Source organism: Saccharothrix australiensis (genome assembly GCF_003634935.1).
GTDB lineage: Bacteria > Actinomycetota > Actinomycetes > Mycobacteriales > Pseudonocardiaceae > Actinosynnema > Actinosynnema australiense.
Map to the genome: position 1 here is coordinate 1,101,013 of NZ_RBXO01000001.1, position 18,149 is coordinate 1,119,161.

The window sequence follows — 18,149 nt, forward strand, 5'->3', positions numbered from 1 at the left end:
GTGGGCGGGACTCAGCCGCGCGCGGCGTACGCGGTGACTTCCATCGGGGTGTCGATGTCCCGGAAGTCCGGCTTGACCCAGGTGGGCTTCTGCGTCGTCTTCTCGGCTGGCATGTCGCTGACTCCTCGGACTGTCGTGTCTTCCGTGGGTCGGCGGCGGAATACCCACGGTAGAGCGTTCGGGGTGGACGCGCTAGATCGTCAAGAAACCTCACCAATTGAGAAGTGGTCTGTCCTCCGATGAATGTTGCCGCTCCACCCGGGGTGTGGTTGCATCGGAGCAGCCGCCGTTCCGCCGCCGTCACAGTGCGGACAACGAGGAGCGCACATGCGTGCTCGTGCAAGCGCGGTTCTGGCTCTGGCGCTGGTGGGTGCGACCGTCGTGGCACCGGCCCAAGCCGAACCGTCGGCGCTCGCTGTACGGACGCTCGCCACCGGCCAGGACGTCCCGTGGGACATCGCATTCCTGCCGGACGGCAGCGGCATCTACACCGAGCGAGACACCAGGCAGATCAAGAAGCTCACCGGCTCGACGGTCACCGTCCTGCACACCGTGACCGAGGCGGTGCCCGCCGGCGAAGGCGGCCTGATGGGCATCGCCGTGTCACCCGACTTCGCCAAGGACAACACCGTCTACATCCACTACACCGCCGCCTCCGACAACCGGATCGCCAAGCTCCGCCTCGGCGGGACGCCGGAACCGATCGTCACGGGCATACCCAAGAACCGCTTCCACAACGGCGGCGGGCTGGAGTTCGGCCCCGACGGCTACCTCTGGGCGACCACCGGCGACGCGGGCAACAGCGCCAACGCCCAGAACCTCAACACCCTGGCGGGGAAGGTCCTGCGCTTCACCACGACCGGCGCGCCCGCGCCGGACAACCCGTTCAACAGCCGCGTCTACTCCTACGGGCACCGCAACTCCGAGGGCATCACGTGGGCCAACGGACGCGCCTACGCGACGGAGTTCGGCAACAACCGGACGGACGAGCTGAACTGGATCCAGCCCGGCAAGAACTACGGCTGGCCGACGTGCGAAGGCCCGTGCAACGACAACCGGTACGTCAACCCCGTGAAGTCCTGGTCGAACCGCGAGGCCGGCCCCACCGGCATCGCCTTCTACAAGAACGCCCTCTACATCGGCGCGGTGGCCGGCCGGCGGGTCTGGAAGATCCCGGTGACCGGTACCGAGCTGGGCACCCCGCAGTCCGTCTTCACCGGCTACGGCCGAGTGCGCTCGGTCGCGTCGGCCCCGGACGGCACGCTGTGGCTGGGCACGTCCAACCAGGACGGCCGAGGCACCCCGGCCGCGACCGACGACCGAATCCTCAGCACCGACGGCTAACAACCCCCGGGGGAGCACGACCGGCCCCAGGCGGCGCGAGAGCACGCCTGGGGCCGCGCCCGACCACCCCGCCCCCCCTTGGAACACCAGGCCCCCAGCGTCAGACCATCCCGCACCGACCTCCACCCCTGCTCGCGCCGCGCAGACTCCTGGTCTCGTGTTCTCCCCGTATGGCCTGCCCGGAGGGCGACCACGCTTGTTGGCAGGGCGCAAGCACGCTTCACCGCTTGCGCCCTGCCAACAAGCGTGGTGGTCTTTAGACAGGTCATGCGGGGAAAACACGACGCCTTCAAGTTTTTCCTCCCCGGAGGTCTGCCCAGCGGCGAGCGTCCATCTTTAAGCTTTGACCCGCTAAAACCGAAGAACTTCCGCGCGGAAGGCGCCCGCACAAGCTTTAAAAGAAGGCGCTCGCCGCTGGGCAGACCTCCGGGGGAGAAAAACAAAAGCCGAGGCGTCGTGTTCTCCCCGTATGGCCTGTCAAAGACCACCACAGTCGGTCAGGGGGCGCAAGCGGTGAAGCGTGCTTGCGCCCCCTGACCGACTGTGGTTGCCCTGCGGGCAGGCCATACGGGGAGAACACGAGGCCAGAGGTCTGTGCGGGGGCGTACGGCCTGGTGGGCGGGTGTCTGTGTCGGGGTGTGCGCCGCCTGGACGTCGGTCAGTTGCGGGCCGGTGGGATTCGGCGCAGTTGTTCCAGTACGGCGGGGTCCTGGAGTTGCATCCACTGGATGACTTCGGTGTAGGTGGCGCAGATCGTTTCCTCCTGTACGCACACCTCTTCCATGAATCGTTCCACGGCCTGGCTGAAGGCTCCGCCCGCCCAGTCGTTGAAGTGGTTGCCGATGACCATCGGCGCGCGGTTCCCGTTGAGGGCCGACTGGTACACCGACCGGTACGTGTCGAGCACGATCTGGGTGTATTCGCCGGGAGGTCCGGGGTCCTCCTTGGCGCCGTTGAGCGCGTACCAGAGGTTGAAGTCCATCATGACGACGCGCTTCCCGAGCGCGGGTACGCGGACCTCGGGCATGGGGAACTCCCAGATGCCGTCCTTGACCGAGGGCCAGGAGACGCCGAGGCTCACTTGGCTCGTGTCGTACACCAGCCCGTGCCCGCGCATGGAGGGGAACGCCTGCCCCCAGTCGCCCTCCAGGCACGGGGTGCGCCCGCCGCGCACGGTCGCCGGGTCCAGTCGGAAGCCCTGCGTGCGGGCCTTCTCCAGGATCGCGAAGAACTGGTCGAGTTCGCGGTCCCACTCGGCGGTGCTCCAGCGGCCGACGTTCGGCTCGTCGCCCTGGCAGTAGTGGCCGTTGTAGTGGGTGCCGATCTCGTGTCCGGCGGCGAGCGCGTCGTTCAGGTACGCGATGCGCGTGGCGACCTCCTCGCGGGTGCCGCCGAAGCCGATGGACGAGTAGCCGCGGCGGTGGCCGGGGCCGGTGTAGGTGGCGGCGTCGGCGTCGGGGATGAGGTAGACGCCGGACAGCAGGCCGGTGACGTGCGCGTTGACGCGCTTGGCCAACGGCATCACGCGGTCCCAGTGCGCCTTGGACGCCGCGCCGTCGAAGGAGAACAGGACGAACTGCGGCGGCTTCTCGCCCGGTCGCAGCTTCCGCATCCACCCGGGCGCGGCGGTGGCCGGCGGGACGGTGGGCGTCGGGCCGCCGGGCGAGGTGGAGACCCTGGGTGCTATCGGCAACGGCGAGGCGAGTTGTTCCGCCGATTCCCCCGGCCGTGGTTCGCGTGCGCCGAGCACCGCCAACACCACCAGGGTGAGTGCCAACGCGGTTGCCGTGGTGACCCAACCCCAACGCTTCACAACCGGAAGACGACTCGGCGTGGTCAAAGGTTGCCTTTGTGCAACCGATTGTTGCATTAAGGAGGCACGTGGTGGCCGGGGGTGACAGGGCGGTGAGGGAAGGGGTGGGCGAGCGGAAATGGGTATGCGCTTCGTCTCCCCGGACGCGGCGTTCCCCAGGGCAGGACCTCGCCGGGCCGGGCGGACCGGGTGGAGCGAGCCGGGCGGGGCACGGTGGCTGCCGGACGGGTGGCTGCCGGGCGCGGCGGGGCGCCGGGCGGGGTGGGGGGGACGGGATGGGGCGGACGGGGCGCGGTGGGCACCGGGCGTGGGTGGGGCGGGGCCGTGGTGCGTGGTGCGGTGGTGCGTGGTGCGGTGGTGCGTAGTGCGGCGGGGCCGTGGAGCGGAGTACGAGGGGCGGGGTGCGGAGTGCGAGGTGCGGTGGGGCGCGGTCACGCCACCGGTTCGGCCACCACCACCCGGTTCTCCTCGTACCCGGTGTCACCGCCCACCCACCGGCCGCCGCACGTCACCAGCACCAGCCGGTGGTTCCCGCGCGGCCCGAACAGCTCCACCGCGCGCTGCGGCAGCTCCTCCTTGCGGACCGTCACGACCTGGCTGGTCCGGAAGCGGAACGCCTTCCCCGCCTTGTCGACCACGGTCACGTCGCGCCCCACCGAGGCGCGCCACAACTCGTCGAAGGGCCCGGTGACGCCCTTCCAGTTCACGTGGCCGGCCAGCACCGTCGCGCCCTCGGCCGCACCCAGGTCGACGCCCCACCAGGTGGCCTCGCCGACGCCCTCAGGCACCGGCAGCACGCCGTCCGCCGTGACCTCCTCGCGCACCAGCGTCGCCACACCGCCCGCGGGCAGCCGCACCGTGCCGGGCTGCTGCGCGGCCGGCGGGTCGGGCCGGTCGGGCGGGGGCGGGGCCGGCGGTGGAGGGGCCGCGGGCGTGGTGGGGTTCGCCGGCGGGATCGCGCCCGCGGGCAGCCCGGCCAGGTCGACGCCACGCCCGGACCTCATGCTGTCACCCAACGGGTGGGGGACCACCGCATCACCTGGTCGTGGTGCGCCGGCGACCACCTCGTCACGGACGGGCGCGACCGCCAGCGCGGCGGCGACGAGCGCACCCGTCACCACCGCGCCGGTCAGCAACGCCTTCACGAGCGGGCGGCCACCGCGCGCCGCGCGACGTGACCCAGCAGCACCGCGCCCACCAGCACGGCCCCGCCGAACCCGAGCAGCGCGCCGGTGCTCACCGCGGTGGTGGTGGCGGCCTTCGCCACGACGCCCGCGCCGTCCGAACCGGCCGGGATGGTGATCGGCACGATCGGCTTGTTCGGCTTGTTGGTCAGCGCCAGGGCCAGCGTCTGCGCCGGCTCGACCTTCCCGCACGCCTTGGGCGGCGCGTTCGGGTCGAAGTGCTCCTCGTAGCCCTTCGCCGCGGCGACCTCGACCAGGCACACCTCCTGCGGCGTCCGCAGGTCGGGCACGGTGAGCGAGCCGTCCTCGCCGGTCTGGAGCACGATCGGCTTGCCGTCCGGGCCGGTGAGCGGCTGGTCGTCCTGCCGCACCGCGGGCTGCACGCCGTCCGCGCCGGTCACCCGCAGCGCCACGCCCGTGATCGGCTTGCCCGTCTCGGTGTCGGACTTGCCGACCTTCACCGCACCGGGCTGGGTCCGGGCGACGGCCGACGCCTCCGCGACGAGCTTCTTCTCGCCGCCGGTCGTCACGATCCGCTGCATGTCGACGTTCGCCGGCACGTGGACGATCGGCTTGTCCGCCGGGCTGTCCAGCCGCACCTTGACCGTCGGCTTCACCCCCGTCGGCACGACCGCCACCGACAGCGGCTTGCCGTCGGCGGGCGTCCGCAGCTCGACGGTGCTCTTGCCGTCCTCCAGCGTCGCCTGGTCCAGCTCCACGGTCACCGGCACGTCGCCGACCAGCGCGCCGTCGGCCTTGGCGATGTCCACCGTCCAGGCGCCCGGCGAGCCGACGAGCTGCTCCTTCGCCGGCGCCGTGACCTTCGCCGTCCACGGGCCGCGGTTGGCCTCCGCGTCGGCGCGCAGCCGGCCGACCGCCTCCTGCGCCGAGGCGGGCAGGCGGTCGAAGTGGAACTTCTCGTCGTAGGCGATGTGGCGGAAGTCGCTGTCCGGGTCCAGCGAGATCTTGCCGTGCGGGAACGCCGTCCACGAGTGCAGCAGGTGCGCGAGCGCCGCAGCCTCGTCGGGCGTCGGGTCGGTCGTGTGGCGCAGCAGCAGGTAGGAGATGTTCGCGGCGACATCCGGCGCGAGCGGTTCGCCCGCCTTCGTCCGCAGCTCGTCGCGGTCCTTGTACGCCTCGGTGCTGTCCGGCGCGAGCAGCGAGTACTGGACGCACCACACGTGTTTGCCCTGCCAGCGGTAGGAGCCGAGCCAGTCGGTGCTGCTCGTCTTGTACCGGTAGCCCTGGGCGGGGGTCTGGTAGCCGATGCCCTCCTCGACCTGCGCCTGGGACGTCGCGGGAAGGGCGAGCAAGCCCACACCGGCCGCGAGCACCGCGCCGGCGAGTCGTGTCCAAGCCATGTTTGAACCTGGCCCCTCGGGTGCACGCTCGGCGTGCGTCGGTCCGGACGAACTGCCGGGGGAGAGCCTTACGGGTCGTCACCCTTCGCGACAATCCTCCAGCGGAGTGGGAAGAACGACTACGCTCCGCAGCGCGGGGTGTGGATTCGAGATCGACAGCCCGAGTAAAGTCGCTTTTACCCGACGGGAACCGATCGACTCGTGTGGTCGTTGAACCCCGTGACGGCGTCAAAACGCCACAGGAGGACGAGGTGCGTACCACCAGCAACCCCGCGTTCCGCAACCTGCCGACCGGCGGCGGTTACGGGAGCTACGCAGGATTCGGCCAGCAGTACGAGGCACAGCAGTACGGCGGCTACCAGGGTGCTCCGCCGACCACCGGCGAGCGCCCCATCACGATCGACGACGTGGTCACCAAGACCGCGATCACCCTGGCCACGACCCTGGTCGTGGGGCTCGTCTCGGCGTGGCTGGCGTTGACCGGCCAGGTTCCGGTGTACGGCCTGCTGCTGCCGGGCCTGATCGTCGGCCTCGTGGTGTCCCTGATCATCATCTTCAAGCGCACCCCGAGCGCCCCGCTGGTCATGACCTACGCGGTGGCGGAGGGCGTGTTCCTCGGCGCGATCACCGCCGTGTTCGAGGCCAAGTTCCCCGGCATCGCGTGGCAGGCGATCCTCGGCACGTTCGGCGTGTTCGGCGCGATGCTCGTGGTGTACAAGACGGGTGCGATCCGCGTCACCCCGCGCCTCACCAAGTGGATCATCGGCGCGACCGTCGGTGTGGCCGTGCTCATGCTCGGCAACCTGCTGCTCGGCCTGTTCGGCGTGAACTCCGGGCTGCGTGACGGCGGCGCGCTCGCCATCGTGTTCAGCCTCGTGGTGATCGGCATCGCGGCGTTCAACTTCCTGCTCGACTTCGAGTCGGCGAACGAGATGATCCGCTCGGGCGTGCCGGCCAAGTGGGCGTGGTGGGCCGCGTTCGGGTTGATGACCACCCTGGTGTGGCTGTACCTGGAGATCCTGCGCCTGCTGTCGTACTTGCAGCGGGACTAGTACTGCGCGTGGGAAGGGCGTCCGGCTTGGGCCGGGCGCCCTTTCCCTTTTGCGTCGGTGCGGAGTTCGAGTCGGAGATCAAGGGCGCCCTCGCCGGACGGGCCGGCCGCCGAGGACGGGGGCACTGCTCCAAGCTTCGCCTGGAGCAGTGCGTCGGCGGGTGAGGCGTGCGCGTGGCGCGGTGCCCTGGGGGCCGGGCGAGTGTCGCGTCAGGGCGTCAGGGCGTCAGGGCGTCAGGGCGTCAGGGCGTCAAGGGGCTGGTGACTGGTGAACCGGGTCAGCTGAGGCGTTCGATGATCATGGCCATGCCCTGGCCGCCGCCCACGCACATGGTTTCCAGGCCGAACTGCTTGTCGTGGAACTGGAGCGAGTTGATGAGCGTCGTGGTGATGCGGGCGCCGGTCATGCCGAAGGGGTGGCCCACGGCGATCGCGCCGCCGTTGACGTTGAGGCGGTCCAGGTCGATGCCCAGGTCCTGGTAGGACGGGATCACCTGTGCGGCGAACGCCTCGTTGATCTCCACCAGGTCGATGTCGCCGATCGACAGGCCGGCCAGGGCCAGGGCGCGACGCGACGCCTCGACCGGGCCCAGGCCCATGATCTCGGGGGACAGGGCGGAGACGCCGGTCGACACGATGCGCGCCAGCGGTGTGATGCCCAACTCCTTCGCCTTGGTGTCGCTCATGACCACCAGGGCCGCCGCGCCGTCGTTCAGGGGGCAGCAGTTACCCGCCGTGACGCGCCCGTCGGGGCGGAAGACGGGCTTGAGGGCCGACACCCCCTCGTAGGTGACGCCGGGCCGCGGGCCGTCGTCGGTCGACACGACCGTTCCGTCCGGGAGGGTGACGGGGGTGATCTCGCGGGCCCAGAAGCCGTTCGCGATGGCCTTCTCGGCCAGGTTCTGCGAGCGGACGCCGAAGTGGTCCATCTCCTCGCGGCTCACGCCCTTCGCCAGGGCCAGGTTCTCCGCCGTCTGGCCCATCGCGATGTAGATGTCGGGCACGTCGCCGCGCGTGCGCGGGTCCACCCACTCGGTCGCGCCCTGCTCGGCCCTGGCCGCCGTGCGCGCCTCCGCGTCGGCGAACGCCGGGTTGTGGGTGTTCGGCCAGCTGTCCGAGCTGCCGCGCGCGAAGCTGGACACGACCTCGACGCCGGCGCTGATGAACACGTCGCCCTCGCCCGCCTTGATGGCGTGCAGCGCCATCCGGGTCGTCTGCACGCTGGACGCGCAGTACCGGGTGACGGTGGTGCCGGGCAGGGTGTCGTGCCCCGCGAGGACCGACACCACGCGGCCCATGTTGAAGCCCTGCTCGCCGCCCGGCAGGCCGCAGCCCAGCATCAGGTCGTCGATGTCGGCCGGGTCGAGCTGCGGCACCTTCGCCAGGGCCGCGCGCACGACCTGCACGGCCAGGTCGTCGGCTCGGACGTCCTTCAGCGAGCCCTTGCCCGCGCGCCCGATGGGCGACCGGGCTGCGGAAACGATCACGGCCTCAGGCATTGTGGAACTCCTTCGTTTCGCCGCAACGGTGCGTCGTACCCTAGTTAACGCCTGTTCAGCCCGGCCATGCGCCGTGACGCACGACGCCGTCGGCCGGCACCCCTGCGGGACCCGGCGCCGGGGCCTCGTGGCGCGAGGGCTGCCACCCCTGTCCGGACAATCGCCCACCAGGACGCGCGGGTGACGGCCATCCGCACGTGACCCGCCGGACGGGTTGGAGCAAGTACGCTCTGGCGGAGTCGTCTCGCGCGGTGGGAGGGACCTTCGGTGGAGTACGTCGAGAGCGTCGTGGACCTGGTGGGCAACACGCCCCTCGTGAAGCTGAACGCGGTGGCCGAGGGGCTCCGGCCGCTCGTCCTGGCCAAGGTCGAGTACCTCAACCCCGGCGGCAGCGTGAAGGACCGCATCGCGCTCCGCATGGTGGAGGCGGCAGAGCGCTCCGGCGAGCTGAAGCCCGGCGGCACGATCGTGGAGCCCACCTCCGGCAACACCGGTGTCGGCCTGGCGCTGGTGGCCCAGCGCAAGGGCTACCGGTGCGTCTTCGTCTGCCCGGACAAGGTCAGCGTGGACAAGCGCAACGTGCTCAAGGCGTACGGGGCCGAGGTGGTGGTGTGCCCGACGGCCGTGCCGCCGGAGCACCCCGACTCCTACTACAACGTGTCCGACCGGCTGGTCGCCGAGATCCCCGGCGCGTGGAAGCCCAACCAGTACGCCAACCCGGAGAACCCGGCCAGCCACTACCACGGCACCGGCCCCGAGCTGTGGCGGCAGACCGAGGGCCGCATCACCCACTTCGTGGCGGGCGTCGGCACCGGCGGCACCATCTCGGGCACCGGCCGGTACCTCAAGGAGGTGTCCGGCGGCCGGGTCCGGGTCATCGGCGCGGACCCGGAGGGTTCCGTGTACTCCGGTGGCAGCGGGCGGCCGTACCTCGTGGAGGGCGTCGGCGAGGACTTCTGGCCGGACGCCTACGACCGGGACGTGTGCGACGAGATCGTCGCCGTGAGCGACAAGGACTCGTTCGACCTCACCCGCCGGCTCGCCCGCGAGGAGGGCCTGCTCGTCGGCGGCTCGTGCGGGATGGCCGCCGCGGCGGCGCTGCGGATCGCGGAGCGGTGCGGCCCGGACGACGTCGTGGTGGTGCTGCTGCCCGACGGCGGGCGCGGCTACCTGTCGAGCGTGTTCAACGACAAGTGGATGGCGCAGTACGGCTTCCTGTCGCCGGACACGTCCGGCGCGACGGTCGGGGACGTGTTGCGGCGCAAGGACGGCACGATGCCGGACCTGGTGCACGGGCATCCCAACGAGACGGTCGCCGAGGCGGTCGCGATCATGCGCGAGTACGGCGTGTCCCAGATGCCGGTGGTCAACGCGGAACCGCCGGTGATGGCCGCCGAGGTCTCCGGCGCGGTCAACGAGCGCGACCTGCTCGACGCGTTGTTCACCGGCAAGGCCAAGCTCACCGACCGGCTCGACGCGCACATGTCGCTAAAGCTGCCGACCATCGGTTCCGGCGAGTCGATCACCGCCGCGATGCAGGCACTGTCCTCAGCGGACGGTGCCCTGGTGCTGGACGACGGCAAGCCGGCGGGCGTCGTCACCCGTCAGGACATCCTGGGTTTCCTCGCCGGGCGTTGATCCCGACACATTGTCCGGTTGCCGGCCGGTGATCGGGCACCATCCGCTAGCGTTGGCCACCGACTTATCCGCCTACGGCCCACGCCAAGGGGGTTGGAAACTCCGATGAACGCTCCGCAGCCGCCAGAGAACCAGCAGTTCGGCGGCCAATACCAGCAGGAGCAGGGGCAGGGCGCCCAGCCCCCGAACGCCGACGCGACCCAGGTCGTGCCGAGCGGTGGGCAGGCGCCCGCGTTCCCCCCGCCGGAGGCGACCCAGGTCGTGCCCTCCGGCCAGCCGCAGGCGGCGAACCCGGACGCGACGCAGGTCGTGCCGCCCAGCGCGACGCAGCAGCAGACGCAGGCGTACGGCCAGCAGCCGCCGTCGGGCGGTTTCCCGGCGCAGCAGCAGCCCCAGTCGGGCGGTTTCCCCGGCCAGCCGCAGGTCGGCGGCTACCCCGGTCAGCAGCCGCCCGCGTACGGGCAGCCCCAGCAGCCGGGCCAGTACGGCCAGCCGCCGCAGCCGCCCGCGTACGGGCAGCAGCCGCAGGCGAACCCGTACGCCCAGGCTCCGCAGCAGCCGTACGGCCAGCCGCAGGCGAACCCGTACGCGCAGTCGAACCCGTACGGCCAGCCCGCGCAGCAGGGGTGGGGCGGTCAGCCCGGCTACGGCCGGCCCGCCTTCGCCGCGCCCGCGGGCGGCTACGCCGAGTGGGGCTCGCGCGCGATGGGCGCCCTGATCGACTACGTCGCGCCCGGCGTGATCGTGGGCATCCTGGTGTTGATCGGCACGCTGGCGGGCGACCCGACGCTCGCGCTGGTGCTCAGCGGCGTGGGTTACCTGGCGCTGCTGGGCTGGCTGATCTACAACGCGTGGTACCTCGCGGGCACCACCGGCCAGTCGTACGGCAAGAAGATGGCCAAGGTCAAGCTGATCAAGGAGGAGACCGGGCAGCCGATCGGGTTCGGCAACGCGTTCGTCCGGCACCTCTGCCACACCGTCGACTCGCTGCCCTGCTGGGTGGGCTGGTTCGCGCCGCTGTGGGACGCCAAGAAGCAGACCTGGGCGGACAAGATCCTCGGCACCGTCGTGGTGAACGCACCCGACACGGGCGCGCCCGGCGGCTACCCCGGCCAGCAGCCGAACCCCTACGCGCAGCAGCCGCAGCCCGGCTACGGCCAGCCCCAGTCCAACCCCTACGGCCAGCCGCAGTCCACCCCGTACGGTCAGCCGCAGCAGCCGCAGAACCCCTACGGCCAGCCGCAACAGCCACCCCAGCAACCCCCGCAGTGGTGACCCGACCAAGTCGCCGCCTTCACCCCCTACCTGTTCCCGCGCCGCGCGAGGCCGCCGTCGGGCCATCGCGCCTCATTTCCCGCCGATCACGCTTTTAGATCGGCGGGAAATCAGGCGCGATGGCCCGACCACAGGGCGGCCGAGCCGCCGTCTGCGAAGCAGCGGCAATCAGACACAGCGGGAAATCAGGCGCGATGGCCCGACCACAGGGCGGCCGAGCCGCCGTCTGCGAAGCAGCGGCAATCAGACACAGCGGAAAATCAGGCGTGACGGCCCGACCACAGGGCGGCCGAGCCGCCGAGGCGAAGCCGAGGCAAATTGGACACAGCTCTAGTCACTGTCTCACCGCTCCCGCTTCTGTTCTTCTCTGGTCTCTTTTGCTCTCCTCGCTCTCCTCCGCTCGCTCTCTCGCCTCTACCCCGCCTCCCACATACCGGCACTCGAACACCAACCCCCGTAAACTCTCACCATGACGGACACCGGCCACTACGGTTTCGCGACCAGGGCTATCCACGCCGGACAGGAGCCCGACCCGACGACGGGCTCGGTCATCGTGCCCATCCACGCCACCTCCACCTACGCCCAGGACGGCGTGGGCGGGCTGCGCGGCGGGTTCGAGTACTCGCGGACCGGCAACCCCACCCGCGCGGCGCTGGAGGAGTGCCTGGCCGCGCTCGAAGGCGGGCGGCACGGCCGCGCGTTCTCCTCGGGCATGGGCGCGACCGACGCGGCGCTGCGGGCCCTGTGCCGCCCCGGTGACCACGTGCTCATCCCGAACGACGCCTACGGCGGCACGTTCCGCCTGATCGACAAGGTCTTCCGCCACTGGGGCGTCGAGCACACGCCGGTCCCGCTGTCGGACGTGGACGCGGTGCGCGCCGCGATCCGGCCGAACACCAAGGTGATCTGGATCGAGACCCCCACGAACCCGCTGCTGAACATCGCCGACATCGCCCTGCTCGCGCAGGTGGCGCACTCGGCGGGCGCGCGGCTCGTCGTGGACAACACGTTCGCCTCGCCCTACCTCCAGAGCCCGCTGTCGCTGGGCGCGGACGTCGTGCTGCACTCCACGACCAAGTACGTGGGCGGCCACTCCGACGTGATCGGTGGCGCGCTGGTCACCTCGGACGACGAGCTGGACGCCGCGTTCGGGTTCCTCCAGAACGGAGCGGGCGCGGTGCCCGGCCCGTTCGACGCGTGGCTGACGCTGCGCGGCATCAAGACGCTCGAACTGCGCATGGAGAAGCACTCGGACAACGCCGAGCTGGTCGCGGACGCCCTGCTGCGCCACCCGCGCGTGACGTCCGTGCTCTACCCCGGCCTGCCCGACCACCCCGGCCACGAGGTGGCGGCCAAGCAGATGCGCCGGTTCGGCGGCATGATCTCGTTCACCGTCGAGGGCGGCGAGGAGGCGGCGCTGCGGGTCTGCTCCCGCACCCGGCTGTTCACCCTCGCGGAGTCGCTGGGCGGCGTGGAGTCGCTGATCGAGCACCCCGGTCGGATGACCCACGCCAGCACGGCAGGCTCGCTGCTCCAGGTGCCGTCCGACCTCGTCCGCGTCTCGGTCGGCATCGAGTCCGGTGACGACCTGGTCGCCGACCTGGTGCAGGCCCTGGGCTGACGTCCGCGCCGCCAGCCGCGCCGGGCCCGCCCCGGCGCGGCCCGGCAGGCTAGCGCCCGTAGCGGACGGCGGCGCGCTCCCTGGCCTTCGCGGCCTCCACCTCGCGGTCGCGCGGCGGGGCCTTGGTCACGAGCGAGTCCAGCAGGACCCTGGTGGCCTCGGCCACCGCCTCCACGGCGGCGTCGAACGCCTCCCGGTTGGCCGCGGACGGGTGGGTCGACCCGCTGACCTTGCGGACGTACTGCACCGCCGCCGCGCGGATCTCGTCCTCGCCGGCGGGCGGCTCGAAGTTGTGGAGCACCCGGATGTTTCGGCACATGCACCCACTATCGCCCATGCGGGCGGGCGACGGGCGTCAGGGCCGCACGTCGTACTGCGGGTTGTCCACCTTCGGCACGGCGGGCAGGTCGCGACCGTCGACGCAGCCGCCGACGAACTCGACCACGCCGTCCCGTTCCACGAAGCGGCCCGTCTCGGCGCAGCCCGCGTGGGCCACGGTGAAGAACGCCGCCCCGGTCAACGCCACGGCCGTGGCCACCGCCCCGACGAGCGGGACCACCGCGGTGGCCCGTCGCGCGAGCGCCATGCCACCTCCCAGGTGAATGCTGCGTGAGGAATCCCGCCTTCGAGCGTACCGGTCCGGAGGGCCGCGGAGAGCACCATCGGCGGCCTTCGACGCCGAAGGGCCGGCCCGGATCGCTCCGGGCCGGCCCTCGACGGTCGTGACGCCTACAGGTTGCCGCGGCGCTCCTGCTCGCGCTCGATGGCCTCGAACAGGGCCTTGAAGTTGCCGATGCCGAACCCGAGCGAGCCGTGCCGCTCGATCAGCTCGTAGAACACGGTCGGCCGGTCGCCGATCGGCTTGGTGAAGATCTGGAGCAGGTAGCCGTCCTCGTCCCGGTCGACCAGGATGCGGTGCTCCTTGAGCTTCTCGATCGGCACGCGCACCTCGCCGATGCGGGCCCGCAGCTCCGGGTCGTCGTAGTACGAGTCCGGGGTCTCCAGGAACTCCACGCCCGCCGCGCGCATGGCGGTCAGCGTGGCCACGATGTCGTTGGTGGCCAGCGCGATGTGCTGCACGCCCGCACCCGTGTAGAACTCCAGGTACTCGTCGATCTGCGACTTGCGCTTGGCGATCGCGGGCTCGTTGAGCGGGAACTTCACCCGGTGGTTGCCGTTGGACACCACCTTGCTCATGAGGGCCGAGTAGTCGGTGGCGATGTCCTCGCCGACGAACTCCGCCATGTTGACGAAGCCCATGACGCGGTTGTACCAGTCGACCCAGTAGTCCATCTTGCCGAGTTCGACGTTGCCCACGCAGTGGTCGACCGCCTGGAACAGCCGCTTCGGCGCGCCCTCGGGGCGGACCACGGTGCTCTCCTGGGCCACGTAACCCGGCAGGTAGGGGCCGTTGTAGCGGGACCGGTCGATCAGCGTGTGGCGGGTCTCGCCGTAGGTCGCGATCGCGGCCCGGCGCACGACGCCGTGCTCGTCCTCGACGTCGTGCGGCTCTTCGAGGACGGTGGCACCCTGCTCGCGGGCGTGCTTGATGCACTTGTCGACGTCCGCGACCTCAAGCGCGATGTCCACGACACCGTCGCCGTGCTTGCGGTGGTGGTCGAGCAGCGGGCTGTCCGGCCGGACACCGCCGTTGATCACGAACCGCGCCGAACCGGACTTGAGCACGAAGGACTTGTGGTCCCGCTGCCCCGTCTCGGGCCCGGAGTACGCGACGAGCTGCATCCCGAAGGCGACCTGGTAGAACCACGCGGTCTGGGTCGCGTTGCCGACCACGAACACCACGGCGTCCAACGAGCGGACGGGGAACGGGTCGCGCGACCCGTCGTAGTCGACCAATCCCACGAGTTGGCGGAGCTGGTCGTAGCTCACGTCGTCAAGGTGCTGCGTCATGCGTCACAGCATGTGTCGGGGTGGGCAGGGTGAGCAACAGTCTCTGTTTCGGTTGGGCAGGTTGTACAGTGATCTATGGCTTCCGAGGGACAAACTGAACACTCTGACCAGAGCATCGACAGCTTGGACGCCCGGCTGCTCCTGCTGCTCACCGACGAACCGCGCCTCGGCGTGCTGGAGTGCTCGCGCCGGCTGGGCGTGGCGCGGGGCACCGTCCAGGCGCGGCTGGACCGGCTGGTGGCGCGCGGCGTGCTCACCGGCTTCCCGCCCGCGCTGGACCTGGCGGCGATGGGGTACGGGCTGACCGCGTTCGCCGTGCTGGAGATCGCGCAGGGGCGGCGGCAGGAGGTCTCCGAGGGGCTCGCCGCGATCAACCAGGTGTGCGAGGTGCACGCCACGACCGGTCAGGGTGACCTGTTCGTGCGCATGGTCGCCCGCTCGAACGACGACCTCCAGCACGTCATCGACGCGATCGTGGACGTGCCGGGCGTGCAGCGGCTCTCCACGTCGATCGCCCTGTCCACACCTGTTCCGCCGCGGGTGCGGCCGTTGTTGGAACGGTGGGTTTGAGGGGTGTGGCGGGTGGGGCGGGTGGGGCGGGTGGGGAGCTGGGGGGAGCTAGGAGAGCTAGGGAAGAACAGAAGCGGGAGCGGTGAGAAAGGGGTAGAGCTGTGTTTGATTTGCCGCTCCTCCGTCGCGGCGGCTCGGCCGCCCTGTGGTCGGGCCGTCGCGCCTGATTTCCCGCCGATCGAAAAGCGTGATCGGCGGGAAATGAGGCGCGACACCCCGACGGCGGCCTCGCGCGGCGCGGGAGCGAGTGGAGGGGTGAGGGCGGCGACTTGGTCGCGCGGTGGTGGCCGGGTGTGAGAGTCCGCTTGGTCGTGCGGGACTGGGCGGGTGTGGGGGGTGGGCCTGGAGGTGGGGTAGCGGGGGCGGCGAGGTGGTAGGGGGTGGCGAGGTGGCGGGGGTGGACAGCGGGAGGGGCGGCCACCTTGGTTGGTGGCCGCCCCTCCCGCTGTCCGTGGGATCAGCCCGCGTACGGCACGGCCTTGATCAGGGTCACCTTCATGGTGCTGCCGTTGGGCAGTTCGTACTCGCGCGTCTCGCCGTCCTTCGCGCCGTTGAGCGCCTTGCCCAGCGGGGACGAGGGGGAGTAGACCTCCAGCGAGCCGTGCGCGCCCTCTTCGCGCGTCGCCAGCAGGAACTCCTCGGTCTCGTCGTCACCTTCGTAACGCACCGTGAGCACCATGCCGGGGGCGGCCACACCGGCCACGGTGGGCGCCTCGCCGACCTTGGCGACCCGCAGCAGCTCCTGGAGCTGGCGGATGCGGGCCTCCTGCTTGCCCTGCTCCTCGCGGGCCGCGTGGTACCCGCCGTTCTCGCGGAGGTCGCCCTCTTCCCGGCGCGCGTTGATCTCCGCAGCAATGACCGGGCGATTCTCGATCATCTCGTCCAGCTCTCCCTTGAGCCGGTCGTAGGCCTCCTGGGTCAGCCAGGTCACCTCAGTGTCGCTCACGGTCACCAACTCCTCGTCTTGCTCCGGCCCACGGCGTGGGCTGGCAGTTCCCGGACGCACGCGCCCGGAACGGAAAAACACGGCCCGCGCCGGGGCCGTGCTGAAAGGCCAGAGTAACACGTTCACAACGGTCAGCTACGTGGATTTGTTCCCGGAACGGCCGTTAAACCCGCAGATCACCCGCTTGGCCGCTAGCTCGTGGACAGATAAGCCGGGACCTGGTAGGAGCAGCCGAACACCTCGCCGGTGACCGGCGGCTTCGACGTGCGGAGCACCGTCGAGTGGCGGGCCGTGGCGGGACCGGGCGGCACGAGCACCTCGCGGCGCCCCGCCTCGTCGCCGTCGTCGGAGCGCGCTCGCACGATGCACACGACGGCCTGGTCCGGGGTCTCGCGGACCACCTCGAAGGTGATCTCCACGGACCGCTCGTCCGTGACCGCGAACGCGGTCTGCTTGGCCTCCACCGGCTGGGTGCCGAGGTTGCGGTAGCCGACCCACGCGACCACCGCGCCGACCAGCACCGCAATCACGGGGAGTGACCACCTGGCCCAGCGGGGCAGGAGACGTCGCGGGGTGCCGTACCGACCCTCGGGCAGTGCCACTTGCCGACGCCTTCCTGCCCGTGGGGAACAATGACCCTCGACCACCACGTTGAAGTGTCGCAGGGGCCGCGGGGGCTCTGTTCGGCAGGGGCCAAGGAGGACCACCACCGTCATGGTTGAGAAGCTGCGCTTGATGGCGGTGCACGCGCATCCCGACGACGAGTCCAGCAAGGGAGCCGCCACGATGGCGCGCTACGTGGCCGAGGGCCACGAGGTGATGGTCGTGACGTGCACCGGGGGCGAGGCGGGGAGCATCCTGAACCCCGCGATGGACCGCCCGGAAGTGCTGGAGAACATGGCCGAGATCCGGCGCGGCGAGATGGCGAGGGCCGCCGAGATCCTCGGCGTCCGGCACCGCTGGCTCGGTTTCGTCGACTCGGGCCTGCCCGAGGGCGACCCGCTGCCGCCGCTGCCCGAGGGCTGCTTCGCGCTCGTGCCGCTGGAGGAGTCCGTGCCGCCGCTGGTCCGGGCGATCCGCGAGTTCCGCCCGCACGTGATCGTCACCTACGACGAGAACGGCGGCTACCCGCACCCCGACCACATCCGCTGCCACGAGGTGTCGGTCGCGGCGTTCGACGCGGCGGGCGACCCGGAGCGCTACCCGGAGACCGGTGAGCCCTGGCAGCCGCTGAAGCTGTACTACTCGCACGGCTTCTCGCGCGCCAAGCTGCTGGCGTTCCACGAGGCGATGCTGGCCGCCGGCGAGGAGTCGCCGTACGCCGAGTGGCTCGCCGGCTGGCCCTCCGACCGGCCCGACGTGATCGAGCGCGTCACGACCCGCGTCGAGTGCGCCGACTACTTCCCGGTGCGCGACGAGGCCCTCAAGGCCCACGCGACCCAGATCGACCCGGAGAGCCGCTGGTTCGCCGTGCCGCTGGAGATGCAGCGCGAGGTGTGGCCGACCGAGGAGTATGAGCTGGCGCGCTCGCTCGTCGACAGCACGCTGCCCGAGGACGACCTGTTCGCGGGCGTGCGGGAGAAGGTGACGGCGTGAACCCGGTCCCTTGGGACCAGACGACGGCGATGGTGCTGGTGCAGCCCTCGACCACCAAGGACCCCGGCGGCCAGAAGGAGGACTTCGGCAAGTCCTCCCCGCTGGGCCTGCTCATGCTGGTGCTGTTCTTCGTCGCGGTGTTCTTCCTGGTCAAGTCGATGAACAAGCACCTGCGCAAGCTGCCCGCGTCGTTCGACAAGCCCGCGCCGGACGACGCCGGGCCGTCGGGCAGCGCGGAGGACGGCCCGAAGAAGGGGTCCGGGGCCTGACCGGGGCTTGGGCGAACCCGGCCAGCTTCACGACGCCCCCGTCGCACCAGGCGACGAGCCGGTGGTCACCG

Annotated in this window: 18 protein-coding genes; 8 read left to right on the forward strand and 10 right to left on the reverse strand. The window is 71.0% G+C overall.

The features are described from left to right. Positions 1-11 precede the first annotated feature (11 nt). Complete coding sequence (pqqA, locus tag C8E97_RS05330; protein ID WP_121002184.1) at positions 12-113, reverse strand: pyrroloquinoline quinone precursor peptide PqqA; 102 nt, start codon at positions 111-113, stop codon at positions 12-14. A gap of 214 nt (positions 114-327) precedes the next feature. Here pqqA and C8E97_RS05335 point away from each other — a divergent pair, with 214 nt between their 5' ends. After that, positions 328-1,344, forward strand: a complete 1,017-nt coding sequence (locus C8E97_RS05335; RefSeq protein ID WP_121002186.1) for a PQQ-dependent sugar dehydrogenase — start codon at positions 328-330, stop codon at positions 1,342-1,344. Between the two features lie 658 nt (positions 1,345-2,002). Here the strand turns inward: C8E97_RS05335 and C8E97_RS05340 are convergent. From C8E97_RS05340 to C8E97_RS05350, 3 genes are all read right to left on the reverse strand, one after another. Then, positions 2,003-3,121 (reverse strand): polysaccharide deacetylase family protein, encoded by a 1,119-nt coding sequence (locus C8E97_RS05340; RefSeq protein ID WP_246018685.1) that lies wholly within the window; start codon positions 3,119-3,121, stop codon positions 2,003-2,005. 467 nt (positions 3,122-3,588) lie between these two features. Next, positions 3,589-4,302, reverse strand: coding sequence for a class F sortase (locus C8E97_RS05345; protein ID WP_246018686.1), 714 nt, complete (start codon positions 4,300-4,302; stop codon positions 3,589-3,591). Beyond that, entirely contained in the window at positions 4,299-5,702 is a 1,404-nt protein-coding gene (locus tag C8E97_RS05350; RefSeq protein ID WP_121002190.1) for a collagen binding domain-containing protein, read from the reverse strand. The genes C8E97_RS05345 and C8E97_RS05350 overlap by 4 nt, the downstream gene beginning before the upstream one ends. 251 nt (positions 5,703-5,953) lie before the next feature. Here C8E97_RS05350 and C8E97_RS05355 point away from each other — a divergent pair, with 251 nt between their 5' ends. Beyond that, positions 5,954-6,754, forward strand: a complete 801-nt coding sequence (locus C8E97_RS05355) for a Bax inhibitor-1/YccA family protein (protein ID WP_121002192.1) — start codon at positions 5,954-5,956, stop codon at positions 6,752-6,754. Positions 6,755-7,031: 277 nt separating this feature from the next. Here the strand turns inward: C8E97_RS05355 and C8E97_RS05360 are convergent, their stop codons facing one another. Beyond that, a complete protein-coding gene (locus C8E97_RS05360; RefSeq protein WP_121002194.1) occupies positions 7,032-8,252 on the reverse strand; it encodes an acetyl-CoA C-acetyltransferase in 1,221 nt (406 codons plus the stop codon). Positions 8,253-8,519: 267 nt separating this feature from the next. Between C8E97_RS05360 and C8E97_RS05365 the strand changes: the two genes are divergently transcribed. From C8E97_RS05365 to C8E97_RS05375, 3 genes are all read left to right on the forward strand, one after another. Continuing rightward, complete coding sequence (locus C8E97_RS05365) at positions 8,520-9,890, forward strand: cystathionine beta-synthase (protein WP_121002197.1); 1,371 nt, start codon at positions 8,520-8,522, stop codon at positions 9,888-9,890. Positions 9,891-9,995: 105 nt separating this feature from the next. After that, complete coding sequence (locus C8E97_RS05370) at positions 9,996-11,165, forward strand: RDD family protein (RefSeq protein WP_211346916.1); 1,170 nt, start codon at positions 9,996-9,998, stop codon at positions 11,163-11,165. A gap of 469 nt (positions 11,166-11,634) precedes the next feature. Further along, complete coding sequence (locus C8E97_RS05375; protein ID WP_121002199.1) at positions 11,635-12,786, forward strand: cystathionine gamma-synthase; 1,152 nt, start codon at positions 11,635-11,637, stop codon at positions 12,784-12,786. A 49-nt stretch (positions 12,787-12,835) separates the two neighbouring features. Here the strand turns inward: C8E97_RS05375 and C8E97_RS05380 are convergent, their stop codons facing one another. From C8E97_RS05380 to hppD, 3 genes are all read right to left on the reverse strand, one after another. Continuing rightward, positions 12,836-13,105: a DUF2277 domain-containing protein gene (locus C8E97_RS05380; RefSeq protein ID WP_121002201.1), complete on the reverse strand. Its 270-nt coding sequence runs from the start codon at positions 13,103-13,105 to the stop codon at positions 12,836-12,838. A 36-nt stretch (positions 13,106-13,141) separates the two neighbouring features. Continuing rightward, positions 13,142-13,372 (reverse strand): hypothetical protein, encoded by a 231-nt coding sequence (locus C8E97_RS05385; protein WP_121002203.1) that lies wholly within the window; start codon positions 13,370-13,372, stop codon positions 13,142-13,144. A 143-nt stretch (positions 13,373-13,515) separates the two neighbouring features. Next, on the reverse strand, positions 13,516-14,697 hold the full coding sequence (gene hppD, locus C8E97_RS05390; protein ID WP_121002205.1) for a 4-hydroxyphenylpyruvate dioxygenase: 1,182 nt from the start codon (positions 14,695-14,697) through the stop codon (positions 13,516-13,518). A gap of 75 nt (positions 14,698-14,772) precedes the next feature. Here hppD and C8E97_RS05395 point away from each other — a divergent pair, with 75 nt between their 5' ends. Beyond that, on the forward strand, positions 14,773-15,267 hold the full coding sequence (locus C8E97_RS05395; protein ID WP_121002208.1) for an Lrp/AsnC family transcriptional regulator: 495 nt from the start codon (positions 14,773-14,775) through the stop codon (positions 15,265-15,267). Positions 15,268-15,724: 457 nt separating this feature from the next. Here C8E97_RS05395 and greA read toward each other — a convergent pair whose 3' ends face one another. Then, positions 15,725-16,213 carry a transcription elongation factor GreA gene (gene greA, locus C8E97_RS05400; RefSeq protein WP_246018687.1) on the reverse strand — a complete coding sequence of 163 codons (489 nt, stop codon included), beginning with the start codon at positions 16,211-16,213 and terminating at the stop codon, positions 15,725-15,727. 191 nt (positions 16,214-16,404) lie between these two features. After that, entirely contained in the window at positions 16,405-16,863 is a 459-nt protein-coding gene (locus C8E97_RS05405; protein ID WP_342776185.1) for a DUF4307 domain-containing protein, read from the reverse strand. Between the two features lie 64 nt (positions 16,864-16,927). On the opposite strand from C8E97_RS05405, the gene mca reads away from it, so the two are divergent. Continuing rightward, positions 16,928-17,809 carry a mycothiol conjugate amidase Mca gene (mca, locus tag C8E97_RS05410; protein WP_121002214.1) on the forward strand — a complete coding sequence of 294 codons (882 nt, stop codon included), beginning with the start codon at positions 16,928-16,930 and terminating at the stop codon, positions 17,807-17,809. Continuing rightward, positions 17,806-18,078 (forward strand): hypothetical protein, encoded by a 273-nt coding sequence (locus tag C8E97_RS05415; protein WP_211346918.1) that lies wholly within the window; start codon positions 17,806-17,808, stop codon positions 18,076-18,078. The genes mca and C8E97_RS05415 overlap by 4 nt, the downstream gene beginning before the upstream one ends. Positions 18,079-18,149: the final 71 nt, after the last annotated feature.